Here is a 12,379-nt window from a genome sequence, read left to right on the forward strand (position 1 = left end):
CAAAATGGCCCACATGTTTCAGACAGCCCCAAACCTCTGTGGCGAGCGCGCTTGTTGTGGCTTTCGAGCTTATTGTGGCGAGCGGGCTTGCCCGCGTTGGGCTGCGCAGCAGCCCCAATGGACTCACCGTAATTCTTCAGCTGGATTTCGGTTGAATGGTTTTGGGGCCGCTGCGCGCCCCAACGCGGGCAAGCCCGCTCGCCACAAAAAACCTACTAGCCACCAAAAACCTACCAGCCATTACAAACCGGCTAGCCAAGACTGGCACTTTTGCCGCAGTGGCCCCGCGATCAGTCGTGCAGGGCTTTCGCCGCGGCGAGTAACCCCTGGAACTTGCGGTAGCGCGCTTCCAATACCGCCTGATGCACGGCATCCGGCCAATACCGCGCTTTAACCGGCATACCCGACGCCAGCAAATCCTGCCCCTGCCCGATCGCCAAAAACCCCAGCTTCGCCGCCCCCACACACGCGCTCAATTCGCTGCCGTGCAAGGTGTAGATTTCCCGTTGCAGAATATTTGCCAGCAACTGCGCCCAGTACACGCTGCGTGCACCGCCCCCCACCAGCGCGCAGGCGGTGACGTCGGCACCGGTCGATTGCACCGCGCGTAACGCATCGAGCAGGCCAAAACCCACACCTTCCATCACCGCATAACCGAGCATGGCCGGGCTGCAGTCGTGGCCCAGGCCCATAAAACCGCCGCGCAACAACGGGTCGTTGTGCGGGGTCCGCTCGCCGGCGAGGTACGGCAGAAACAACGGCGTGTCCAGCGGCACCGGTTGCGTGACCGGCAGTTGCGCCTCAACCTGATCGAGCAGTGTTTGCTCATCGACCATGCCCACCAACCGCGTGACCCAGCGCAGGCAACTGGCACCGGCCAGCATGGCCCCCATGGTGTACCAGCGGTCGGGCAGCGCGTGGCAGAAGCTGTGCACGGCGCTGGCCGGGTTGCCCGCCGCGTGGTCGGTGATCGCCACAATCGCCGCACTGGTGCCCAGCGTGATAAACCCGTCCCCGGCGTTGATCGCGCCGATCCCCACGGCTGCCACCGGGTTATCGCCACCGCCACCGGCCACCACCACCCCGGGCGGCAAGCCCAGGCGCGCCGCCACTTCAGCACTGACAACCGCACTCGCCGCACCGCCCTCCACCAACCGCGGCATTTGCCGCAGCGCAAGGCCGGTGGCGTGCAGCATGGGGCTGAACCATTGGCGTTGCGCCACATCCAGCCACAAGGTGCCGGCGGCATCGGACATCTCGCTGATACGCTCCCCGCTCAAGCACAAGCGCAGGTAATCCTTGGGCGACAGCACACAGTCGATGGCGCTGAACACCTCGGGTTCGATGCGCTGCAGCCACAGCAGTTTTGGCGCGGTCAGCCCGGCCATGGGCAAGCTGCCGGTCACGTCCGCAAACGCCACGCCGAGGCTGTCAGCCTCGGCCATGGCCCGTGAGTCGTCCCACAGGATCGCCGGGTACAACACGCGGTTGTCCTCGCCCAATACAACCGCGCCGTGCATCTGCCCCGACAAACCGATGCACGCCACACGGGCATAGGCCGCGTGGCTGCGCAGTTGCTCGAGCGCTTGCAGGCAGGCCAGCCACCAGTCCTGCGGCGCCTGCTCGGACCAGCCGCTACGGCGCCGCGACACGTTCAGGCGCACACCGGCGTGGGCCAATACGCTGCCATCGGCGTCCATCAGGATGGCCTTGAGTTCCGAGGTGCCGAGGTCGATGCCGAGGGATACAGGATTGCTCATACGCAGGTCATTCCAATCAAAGACAGCCACATGAATTACGCACTTGCAGGGTCGGCGCCAGGCGCACACTTTCAGTCGGTGCCTCGGGCGCCGCCATGCGTTGCAGCAGCCTGTGCACCGCGCGCGCGCCCAGAGCCTTGATCGGCTGGGCAATCAAGGTCAGGCGGGGCACGAAAAAATCCGCCCAGTCAAAGTCATCAAAGCCCACCAGGGCCATCTGCCCGGGTACTTCCATCTGCGCATCACGCAAGGCGTGCATGGCGCCGAGGGTCATCAGGTTATTCCCGGCCATGATCGCGGTGGGCGGCACCGGCAAGGCCAGCAATTGCGCCGTGGCTTGGCGCGCCGGCTCACTGTCGGAGCCGCCGTTGACCAGCAGCTGCGGTTCAAATGCCAGGCCTGCCGCCTGCAACGCCGCGCGATAGCCGGCCACGCGTTCATCGGTAGTGCCAAGCCCCGCGCGCCCGGCGATAAAGCCGATACGACGGTGCCCGTGTTCAATCAGGTGAGTGACCAGGGCCTGGGTGGACGCCGTATTCTCCACCCCGACCTGGTCGAATTGCGCACTCATCATGCGGTCCACCAGCACCGTCGGCACCTCGTTGGCCTGCAGGTACGCAAGGGCCCGCGAGCCGGGCGACGGCGCCAGCAGCACGCCGTCGACACGCCGGTGATGCAGCGCCGTGACCACCCGCAGCTCCTGCTCGGGGTCGTCGTGGGTGTCGACAAACAGCATCATGTAGCCGTGCTTGGCGCACTCGGTTTCAATCGCGTGCACCGTCTCGCTGAAGTAATGGTTGGACAGCGCCGAAATCGCCACGCCAATCGTGCTGGTACTGGAACGGGCCAGCGAGCGCGCCAGGGTGTTGGGGATATACCCCAGTTCCTGGATCGCGCGCTGCACCGCAAGCACCGTAGCCGGGCTGACCTTGCGCGTACCGTTCAATACATGGGACACGGTCGACGACGACACCCCCGCCCTGCTTGCCACGTCATCCATGGTGACCACGGCGCGTTCCCCTTACCTCAAAAAGATCAATGTTTACTCGACCAGCCGCTGTAGGTGCCGACGTTTTCGCGGGTGATCAGTTTTGGCGTCAGCAGGGTAACCGCTTGGGCCGGGGCTTTGTCATTGAGCAGGTCATTGCCGACATCCACCGCCGTCTGGGCCATGGCCCAGGGGTCCTGGCTGGCAGACGCCTGGATCTGCGTGTCGGTCTTGAGCGCATTCTCGATATCCGGCGCGCCGTCCACCGAGGTAATGATGATGCCGCTGCGCTTGAGCTGCTTGGCCGCGAGGTCGCTGCCGATGGCTTGCGGGTCGTTGATCGCGAACAAACCGTCGATTTTCGGGAAGCGCGTGAGGTAACCCTGCATCGCGTTCAACCCGCCTTCGCGCGACCCCTTGGCATCCTGGTCATCGGACAGCACCTTGATCTGTGGCGCGGCGGCCAGCGCAGCCTTGCAGCCTTTGACGCGATCGGTCACGGCGGTGACCTGCGGGCCGTTCTGGATAATCACATTGCCCTTGCCCGCAAGCTTGTCCACCAGGTACTGGCAGGCCAGCTTGCCGGCTTCGACGTTGTCGGTCTGCACTGTCGCATTCACGCCTTTGGCGTCCACATCCACGGCCACCACCACGATCCCGGCATCCCGGGCTTTCTTGATGGCCGAGGCCATGGCGGAAGGGTCGACGGCGTTGATCAGGATCAGGTCGACCTTGGACGAGATAAAGTTATCGATCTGCGAAAACTGCTTGCTCAAGTCATAGTCGGCCGACACCGAGGTGACCTTCACGTTGGGGTTCAACTCCTTGGCACGGGCACTGGCGCCGTCGGCCAGGGTCACGAAATACGGGTTACCCAGCGAGCCCATGCTGATACCGAGGGCTTTCAACTCGCGCGCCTCGACCACGTGGGACATCAGGGCAGCCAAGGCCAGGACGGGAAACATGCGTTTAAGGTTCATGGGGTGCTCTCTTGTGATTGTTGTATGAATGAAATCAGGTGCGCGCGCCGGATTGGCGATAACGATCCAGCGCCACCGCGCCGATGATCACGATGCCCTTGATGATGTATTGCCAGATATCCGAGACCCCCAGCAGTACCAGGCCATTGGTCAATACGGCGATGATCAGCGCACCGATCAGGGTGCCGCCGATAGTGCCCACGCCGCCGGTAAAGCTGGTGCCGCCGAGGATCACCGCGGCAATCGCGTCCAGCTCGTAGGATTGCCCCAATTGCAGGCCGTTGGCGGCAAACAGGCGCGAGGCACTCATCACCGCGCCAAGCCCGGCCAGCGCACCGGACATCGCGTAGACGAACAACAGCACCTTCCACACCTTGATCCCCGACAAGCGCGCCGCTTCCGGGTTGCCGCCTACCGAGTAAATCTGCACGCCCATCACCGTGCGGCGCAGGATGAACCACGACAGCGCCACCACTGCCACGGCGATCACTACCAGCCAAGGCACGCCAAGGATCGATTCATTACCGATAAAGGCAAACGGCAGGTCGGGGTTGAACACGGTTTTGTCATCGGCCAACAGGCGCGCCAGCCCGCGCATGGCGGTCAGTGCTCCAAGGGTGACGATAAACGGCGGCAGACGCATAAAGGCGATCAAGCCACCGTTGACCAGGCCCAGCAACAGGCCGAAGCCGATCCCGGCGGCGATCCCGAACATGCCGAACTGCGGCGACATCGACGCCTGCAGCGCCACCACCGCCGAGGCGGCGAGAATCGCGCCGACCGACAGGTCGATGCCCGCCGTGAGAATCACAAAGGTCATGCCGGCCGCCAGCACCACGTTGACCGATGCCTGCTGGGTGATGATCGACAGGTTTTGCATCGTCAGGAAGTTTTCGCTGGCCAGGGCAAAGCCCACCAGCAACAGGATCAGCACTGGCAGCATGCCCACCGTGCGCATCAGTTCACGCACGCGCTCTGCCTTGCCTGTTGTTGCAATCATCGAATCAGCCATGGGCAACCACCTGATCGCCACCGGTGGCGAGGTCAATAATACGTTCCTGGGAAATGACGTGGCCGGACGCCCCGCCGACTTCGGCCACCAACTGGCCTTCACGCATGATCAACACGCGATCGCACGTGCCGATGATTTCCGGCAACTCGCTGGAAATCACCACAATGCCCACACCGGCCTCGGCCAGTTGATTGATGATGCGGTAGATCTCGGACTTGGAGCCGATGTCCACGCCCCGTGTAGGCTCGTCGAGGATCAGCACATGCGGCTTGACCTCCAGCAGCCGCGCCAGCAAGACCTTCTGCTGGTTACCACCGGACAGCGCGCCGACATTGACCTTGCCCGAAGCCACACGAATCGACAGGGACTTGATCGCGTCATTCGCGCGCTGCGCCGCATGGCCACGGTCGAGCACGCCGCCGGCATGGGCATCCGGCACACACGCGCAGACATTGATGTTGTCGGCCACGCTCATGTCGAGGAACAGCCCCTGGGCCTTGCGGTCTTCGGTGAGGTACACCACACCTGCGCGAATCGCGTCCGCCGGGGTGCGCAGTTGGGTGACCGTCTTGCCCACCACCTCCAGGGTGCCGGAGGTGCGCGGGTCGGCGGCGAAGATCAAGCGTGCCAGCTCAGTGCGCCCTGCCCCCACCAGCCCGGCAATGCCCAGCACCTCACCGGCATGCAGGTCGAAACTGCAATTACGCACGCGCTTGCCGTCGGCCATATCGCGCACGCGCATCACCACGTTGCCGGGGTTGTAGGCGGCATGCTGTTTTTTATAGAAGCCGGAGAGATCGCGGCCAACCATCATTTTCACCAGCACTTCAGCCGACAACGCGTCGCGGGTCAGCTCGCCGATGTATTGGCCGTCACGCAGCACTGAAACGCGGTCCGACAGCTCATAAATCTCGGCCATGCGATGGCTGATATAAATAATCGCCAGGCCCTGGCTGCGCAATTGCTTGATCAGCGCGAAGAGCCGATCCGTCTCGCGCGACGACAGCGGCGTGGTCGGTTCGTCCATGACCAGGATCCTGGCGTGGGCATGCAGCGCACGGGCGATTTCCACCAGTTGGCGCTCGGCAATCGACAAGCTGCTCACCGGGGTCGCGGCGCCGAACTCGGCGCCCAGGCGTTGCAGCACCTCAGCGCAGCCGGCTTGCATGCCCTTGCGGTCGATGGTCCAGCCACGCCGCAGTTCGCGGCCCAGGTAGATGTTCTCGGCCACGCTGAGGTTGGGGCACAGGCTCAGCTCCTGATAGATCACAGCGATACCGAGGGCTTTGGCGGTGGCGGGGTCGAAGGTGGCGACGGGCTGGCCGTCAATGCGGATTTCACCGCCGGGGTCGGCCTGGTAGGCGCCGGAGAGGATCTTCATGAGGGTGGATTTGCCGGCGCCGTTCTCGCCCATCAAGGCGTGGATTTCGCCTGGGTAGACTTTGAGGCCGACAGCTTTGAGCACACGCAAACCGTTGAAGGTTTTGCTGATGCCCTGCATCTCGAGCAAGGGTTCAAGGCTCATGGATGAGCTCCTGGATTTATTATTTTTGTAGTCGTTGCCGGCGACTCTAATGCAGATACATTTGCTTACGCAAGCGCTTGCATGCCCCATTAATCGATTAGTGAAACGTTTCATCAGCGAACAATCACCGAATGTATCTAAATGAGTGAAAGCCCATTCAAAAGAGTGCTTATACCCCTCTGAACTGCAAAATCTCTGCTATTGTCCAAAGACCTCATCTCCTCCTCATCGCCTCCCAGCGATCTTCTGTGAGCATGCTCTGCGCCCTCGCCAATCGACGACGGCGGGCCTGAACATCACGGAACGCCCAAGCGATGGACACACCTCTACCCAGCACCACGCAATCACGCGCCGAAAAAATCGTTGAATTCAAACGCCAGAAAACCCTGCTCAAGACCGGCGCGCTGCAGGACGCTATCTTCAACAGCGCGTACTTTTCCAGCATCGCCACTGACGAAAAAGGCGTGATCCAGATCTTCAACGTCGGCGCCGAACGCATGCTCGGGTATGCCGCCGCCGATGTGGTCAACCGCATTACCCCCGCCGACATCTCCGACCCTGCCGAACTGATAACCCGCGCCGCCGCCCTCAGCCTGGAACTCGACACGCCGATTACCCCGGGGTTCGAAGCCCTGGTGTTCAAGGCCTCGCGTGGCATCGAAGACATCTACGAGCTGACCTATATCCGCAAGGACGGCAGCCGCTTGTCAGCCATGGTCTCGGTCACCGCGTTGCGCAACCGCAGCGACACGATCATCGGCTACCTGCTCATCGGCACCGACAACACCGCACGCAAACAGGAAGAGGCCGAGCGCAAAGGCTTCGAGCGCGCCCTGGAGGAAAAGAACCTGGAGCTGGAACACGCCAACCATATGAAGTCGGAGTTCCTCGCCACCATGTCCCATGAACTGCGCACCCCGCTGAACGCAGTCATCGGTTTTTCCGAGGCGCTCAAGGACGGCCTGGTCGGGGACATGAGCGAGGTGCAGCGCGAATACATCGGCGACATCTTCACCAGCGGCCAGCATTTACTCTCGCTGATCAACGACATTCTCGACCTGTCCAAGGTCGAGGCCGGGATGATGGACCTGGAGCTGGAAGCCGTAGAGCTGGCAGGCCTGTTGGCCAACAGCTTGCTGATCGTGCGCGAAAAGGCCGCCCTGCAGCGCATCCAATTGAAGCTCGACAGCCAGGGTGACCTCGGTTGCCTGCAACTGGACCTGCGCAAGACCAAGCAGATCGTCTACAACCTGTTGGCCAACGCGGTCAAATTCAGCGAGCACGGCAGTTCGGTGACCCTGGCGGTGCGCGAGGTCAGCCGCGCGCAGGTTGGCCAGGTGCCGGGCGACTGGCCAGTGCACAGCTTTGCCCTGCTGCCCAGCGCCCACCAGCAATTTCTGGAACTGAGCGTGAGCGATACCGGCATCGGCATAGCCGCGGATGACATGGGCAAGCTGTTCAAGGCGTTCAGCCAGATCGACAGCAGCCTGGCGCGCAAATTCGAGGGCACCGGCCTGGGCCTGGCGATGGTCAAGCAACTCACCGACCTGCACGGCGGCAGCGTCGCTGTGGCCAGCCGTGCAGGCCTCGGCGCACGCTTTGTGGTGTGGCTGCCGCTGCACCGGGCAACGGAGGCCACATGGCTGAAATCCTGATCGTCGAAGACAACGAGGCCAATATGCGCCTGGCCCGCCTGCTGCTGGTGAATGCCGGCCACAGCGTACTATGGGCCGCCGACGGCGAAACCGGCCTGACCATGGCCCGCGAACATCAGCCGGCGCTGATCCTGATGGACATTCAATTGCCAGGCATGGACGGCCTGGCAGCAACCCGACTGCTCAAGCAAAACCCGCAGACCGCGCACATCCCGGTGATTGCCCTGACCGCCATGGCCATGAAGGAGGACCGCGAAAAAACCCGCCTGGCCGGTTGCGACGCCTATGTCATCAAGCCCTTGCGCTACAAGGAGCTGTACCAGGTGATCGACGCACTGCTGAACCCCACCATTACACCTCTCGCATGAGTTCTCTCCATGGCCAGCTCACCCGCAACGCTGTTGATCGTTGATGACGAACCCCAGGTTCGCAAGCTGTTGGAAACCCTGCTGCAGCACGAGGGCTACCAGACCCTGAGCGCGAGCAACGGCGAAGAAGCCTTGCAGTTGGTGGCGCAACAACCGCCCGACCTGATCCTGCTGGATATCATGATGCCGGGCATGGACGGCTATGAAGTCGCCAGCCAGCTCAAGGGCAACCCGGCGACGGCGAATATCCCGATCATCATGCTCTCGGCCTTGAGCGAATCCAGCGCGCGGCTCAGCGGCCTGGAAACCGGCGCTGAGGAGTTCATCAGCAAACCGGTGGAACGCGTCGAGCTATGGTTGCGGGTGCGCAACCTGCTGCGGCTCAAGGCCCACGGCGACCAGCTGCAACAGCACAGCCGCAGGCTTGAACAACAGCTGTCGCAGCACAGCGACGAAAACGTGCGGATGAACGTGCATGACCAGGCGCGTATCGACCTGGAAAAAGCCTTGCGCCATGCCGTTGAACGCGATGAGTTCACACTGCATTACCAACCCAAGGTCGAGCTGGCCAGCGGGGCCGTGTGTGCCCTCGAAGCCTTGCTGCGCTGGGATCGGCCCGGCTTCGGCGCGGTATCGCCAGCGGTGTTCGTGCCAGTGCTGGAAAGCCTCGGGCTGATCGTGCCGGTCGGGCGCTGGGTGATCGACCGGGTGTGCCAACAGATCGCCGCGTGGCAGCGCAGCGCGATTGGGGCGGTGGAAGTCTCGGTGAACGTCTCCGGCCACCAGTTGATCGAGGGTGACCTGATTGCCGATATCGCGCTGATTCTGGCCAGCCACGACGTTGATCCCCACTGGCTGGAGGTTGAGCTGACCGAAGGCTCGCTGATGGAAAACACCCAGCACACCATCGCCGGCCTGCAACGCCTGCGCGCCATGGGCGTGAAGATCTCGATTGATGACTTTGGCACCGGCTATTCCAGCCTGGCGTACCTGCGCCGTTTTCCCATCGACACGCTCAAGATCGACATCGCGTTCATTCGCGAAGTGACCAGCAACCCCCAGGACGCGGCGATCACCCGCACCATCATCGAGCTGGCCCACAGCCTGAACCTGCGCGTCGTCGCCGAAGGCGTCGAAACCCAGGCGCAGCTGGCCTTCTTGAAGGCCGCGGGCTGCGATCAGATCCAGGGGTACCTGTTCAGCCGGCCGTTGCCGATGCAGGAGCTTGAACGTTTGCTGCTGGAAAAACGTGGCTTACTGGGCGTGTAATCGTTGATCGGCTGATGGCGCCAATGATTGAGAAGACGCCTGGCGCAACCATTGAAATAACCATCGGCGATATCGGTAGCACGCCCAAGCGTGTAACGGCGCCGATCAACTCCCAACCTAAGAAATTTGGCAAAGCCAATATGGCCCATTTTGATTGGGCTTGAACCATATTGAACCTGTGCCTGGCCATGGCCCTCCAACGCGGATAGACCACGGCCCGGAACACGCTTGATGACTTTTATCCTATGGTTGGCCGTACTGGGCGCGGTGTTGCTCACCCTCGCCCTCACCTCTTCTTTCCTGCGCTGGATGCCGGTGACCACCTCGGCGGTGTGCTTGTTGCTGGGTGTGGGCATCGGCCCACTGGGCGTAGACCTGCTGCACCTGGACATCCAGGACTCGGCGCGCTGGATGGAACACCTCACGGAAGTCGCAGTGCTGTTTTCGCTGTTTGTCAGCGGGCTCAAGCTGCGCCTGCCGCTCAAGCACCGCACCTGGCGCATCGCGTTTGGCATGGCCGGACCGGTGATGTTGTTGACCATCCTGGGCACCTGCCTGGCACTGCATTACCTGTTCGAGTTGTCGTGGGGCGTGTCACTGCTGGTCGGCGCGATTCTGGCACCCACCGACCCGGTGTTGGCCGGCCTGGTGCAGGTCAACAATGCCCAGGACTACGACGCGCTGCGTTTCGGGCTGTCCGGTGAGGCCGGTCTGAACGATGGTACGGCTTTTCCGTTTGTCATCTTTGCGCTGCTGTTCATGCAGCACGGCGGGTTTGACGGTGACTGGCTAGGTGGCTGGGCGCTCAAGAATCTGCTGTGGGCGGTGCCCGCCGGGCTGCTGATCGGCTACTGGATGGGCCGAGGCATCGGCCGTGTGACCTTGTGGCTGCGCATCACCAATGCCGACAGCACGTTATCCCCCAACGACTACCTGACCCTGGCGCTGATTGCCCTGGCCTACGTGGTGGCTGAGGCCGTGGGTGGTTATGGCTTTTTGTCGGTGTTCGCTGCCGGGCTGGGCCTGCGTCAGGCGGAGTTCAGGTCCACAGGCAGCGCGCAGACGCCGTCGGAGCATTTGGCCTTGCCGGTGGTGGGCCATCTGGAGGTGGAACCCGAGCGTGCGCTGCAAGGCGATGTCAGCCAGTTGGCGGACACGCAAATCGCCGCCGGCGTGATGATGGGCGACATGCTCTCGTTCGGCAGCCTGGTGGAGCGCTCGATGGAGGTGTTTCTGGTCACGCTGTTGGGCATCGTGCTGGTCAGCCATTGGGACTGGCGCGCACTGCCGCTCGCGGCGTTGCTGTTCTGTGTGATCCGACCGTTCAGCGTCTGCGCGATGCCCTGGGGCAGCCTGGTCGATCGCCAGCAACGCGGCTTGATGGGCTGGTTCGGGATTCGTGGGATCGGCAGCATCTACTACCTGTTCTACGCGCTCAACCACGGGTTGATCGGTACCAGCAGCGCGGTGGCGGTGAACCTGACCTTGTCGGTGATCGCCTTGAGCATCGTCGTTCATGGCCTCAGTACCCAGCCGATGCTGGTGTGGTATGAACGACGTGCCAAGGCGAAAGCTCAACAGGTAACCACTCAGTCCTGATCTTGGGTATTGCCCACATCCGCCGCTTCATCCAGATCGTTGAGCGGCACTTCTGCATCATCCATCAGCGAGCCCGGGTCTTCATTGCCTGGGTCGTTGAGTTCGTCATCGAGTTCTTTGGACATGATCGTCTCCTCTAACCGCCTTGAGTATCGATGTCAGCATCGGTTTCAGGCTTGACCTCGGGCTCGGGCTTGAAGTCTGGACTGTAGTCGTTTTCCTTGGCCCTGGGGTCACTGGCGGGCTTTGGATCTTTCGGCGCGTCGGCAGCAGTGCCGGGCGCCGGCTCGCCGCCGTCGATGGCCGGATCGTTGCGGTTGCTGACTTGGGGATCGTTGTCTGTGCTCATGGGTCACCTCGGTTGAAAAACGCAGACTGCGTAAAGGTAAGGTCATGCGCGCAAGGGCGAAGTTCCAATTGCTTAGGAACCCGGGTTATCGACCTGGATGTAAAACGCGTAGGCCCCCAGCAACACCCAGAACACCATGAACAGCCAGGGCGCACGCATCGAGAACAGCAGCGACTTGCGATAGCCCTTGTGGGAGGACTCCATCTCGGCAAACAGCGGCGATTCATCGTACGCCATACCCATCACCGGCTCGCTGCGCAGCAGTTCGCTCTGCTTGTAATGCCAGTGGTCGATGATTTCGTAAGCGGCCCGGATGCCCGGCCAGGCATTCAGCGAGCTGAGGATGCCGAGCAAGGCCAGAAACACCGGCACCACCAGGGTGAACAGCTTGCCCCACTCCGGGTTGAGGTTGCCCATGCCCGAGACAAACGCGATCACCAGGAACGACTGCGCCGTGAGGTAAGCGTCGGTTCGGTTGGCCAGGATAGACGTTTCGTATTGGATCTCGCGGCGATAGAAGTCCAAACGGTCCTTGGGCGAACCGAAGATCTTGGCGTTATGTTCGCTGTGATCGGTCAGGTTCGATTCGGGGGTGTCGGGTGAAATGATTCTGGGCACATCCGTGCTCCCTGCTGGGCTGAGACCCTTTAGAAGAATCGCGGCGGTGCGAAGTTCAGTTTGTTCGCGCACCAATTTGGAGCACCCCATGCCCGAGTGATGAGCGGATTGGTTGTACCCGGTGGGCATTTGTGGCGAAGGGGGTGTGCGAGCGTGGGGTGGGTGGGGGGCCCAAGCAAAAAACGGGAGTCACGCCGCTGCACGCCGCCGCGCCGCCCCGCCGCCACGCGCCGCACTCGGCCCCCCACGAAACGCC

13 protein-coding genes are annotated in these 12,379 nt (G+C 62.4%); 5 read left to right on the forward strand and 8 right to left on the reverse strand.

Annotated features, from left to right (window positions below; all coding sequences use genetic code 11):
• Positions 1-290: 290 nt before the first annotated feature.
• The 5 genes from xylB to GIW02_RS25960 are packed head-to-tail and all read right to left on the reverse strand — an operon-like array spanning position 291 to position 6,265.
• The gene (xylB, locus tag GIW02_RS25940) at positions 291-1,760 is read right to left on the reverse strand and encodes a xylulokinase (protein ID WP_236418138.1); all 1,470 of its coding nucleotides are present in this window, start codon (positions 1,758-1,760) and stop codon (positions 291-293) included.
• Positions 1,761-1,776: 16 nt separating this feature from the next.
• Positions 1,777-2,769: a LacI family DNA-binding transcriptional regulator gene (locus GIW02_RS25945; protein ID WP_236418139.1), complete on the reverse strand. Its 993-nt coding sequence runs from the start codon at positions 2,767-2,769 to the stop codon at positions 1,777-1,779.
• Positions 2,770-2,795: 26 nt separating this feature from the next.
• The gene (locus GIW02_RS25950) at positions 2,796-3,728 is read right to left on the reverse strand and encodes an ABC transporter substrate-binding protein (RefSeq protein WP_236418140.1); all 933 of its coding nucleotides are present in this window, start codon (positions 3,726-3,728) and stop codon (positions 2,796-2,798) included.
• Between the two features lie 34 nt (positions 3,729-3,762).
• Positions 3,763-4,740, reverse strand: a complete 978-nt coding sequence (locus GIW02_RS25955) for an ABC transporter permease subunit (protein WP_236418141.1) — start codon at positions 4,738-4,740, stop codon at positions 3,763-3,765.
• Positions 4,733-6,265 carry a sugar ABC transporter ATP-binding protein gene (locus GIW02_RS25960; protein WP_236418142.1) on the reverse strand — a complete coding sequence of 511 codons (1,533 nt, stop codon included), beginning with the start codon at positions 6,263-6,265 and terminating at the stop codon, positions 4,733-4,735. Before GIW02_RS25960 ends, GIW02_RS25955 begins: the two co-directional genes overlap by 8 nt.
• Positions 6,266-6,579: 314 nt before the next feature.
• Between GIW02_RS25960 and GIW02_RS25965 the strand changes: the two genes are divergently transcribed.
• The 5 genes from GIW02_RS25965 to GIW02_RS25985 all read left to right on the forward strand — a co-directional run bounded on the left by GIW02_RS25965 (position 6,580) and on the right by GIW02_RS25985 (position 11,156).
• The gene (locus GIW02_RS25965) at positions 6,580-7,920 is read left to right on the forward strand and encodes a sensor histidine kinase (protein WP_236418144.1); all 1,341 of its coding nucleotides are present in this window, start codon (positions 6,580-6,582) and stop codon (positions 7,918-7,920) included.
• Entirely contained in the window at positions 7,905-8,288 is a 384-nt protein-coding gene (locus GIW02_RS25970; protein ID WP_236418146.1) for a response regulator, read from the forward strand. Before GIW02_RS25965 ends, GIW02_RS25970 begins: the two co-directional genes overlap by 16 nt.
• A 9-nt stretch (positions 8,289-8,297) precedes the next feature.
• Positions 8,298-9,557 (forward strand): EAL domain-containing response regulator, encoded by a 1,260-nt coding sequence (locus GIW02_RS25975; protein WP_236418148.1) that lies wholly within the window; start codon positions 8,298-8,300, stop codon positions 9,555-9,557.
• A gap of 23 nt (positions 9,558-9,580) precedes the next feature.
• Positions 9,581-9,721, forward strand: coding sequence for a hypothetical protein (locus GIW02_RS25980; protein WP_236418151.1), 141 nt, complete (start codon positions 9,581-9,583; stop codon positions 9,719-9,721).
• Positions 9,722-9,788: 67 nt separating this feature from the next.
• Entirely contained in the window at positions 9,789-11,156 is a 1,368-nt protein-coding gene (locus GIW02_RS25985) for a cation:proton antiporter (protein WP_236418153.1), read from the forward strand.
• On the opposite strand, the gene GIW02_RS27080 is transcribed toward GIW02_RS25985, so the two are convergent.
• The 3 genes from GIW02_RS27080 to GIW02_RS25995 form a co-directional block, all read right to left on the reverse strand.
• Positions 11,147-11,281 carry a hypothetical protein gene (locus GIW02_RS27080; RefSeq protein ID WP_268935624.1) on the reverse strand — a complete coding sequence of 45 codons (135 nt, stop codon included), beginning with the start codon at positions 11,279-11,281 and terminating at the stop codon, positions 11,147-11,149. The two genes, GIW02_RS25985 and GIW02_RS27080, sit on opposite strands and share 10 nt — an antisense overlap.
• Before the next feature lie 11 nt (positions 11,282-11,292).
• Entirely contained in the window at positions 11,293-11,505 is a 213-nt protein-coding gene (locus GIW02_RS25990) for a hypothetical protein (protein ID WP_236418154.1), read from the reverse strand.
• Between the two features lie 72 nt (positions 11,506-11,577).
• Positions 11,578-12,123: a hypothetical protein gene (locus tag GIW02_RS25995; protein ID WP_236418155.1), complete on the reverse strand. Its 546-nt coding sequence runs from the start codon at positions 12,121-12,123 to the stop codon at positions 11,578-11,580.
• Between the last annotated feature and the right edge of the window lie 256 nt (positions 12,124-12,379).

It is taken from the genome of Pseudomonas syringae, from assembly GCF_021606685.1.
In the GTDB taxonomy this organism is placed as follows: Bacteria; Pseudomonadota; Gammaproteobacteria; order Pseudomonadales; family Pseudomonadaceae; genus Aquipseudomonas; species Aquipseudomonas syringae_R.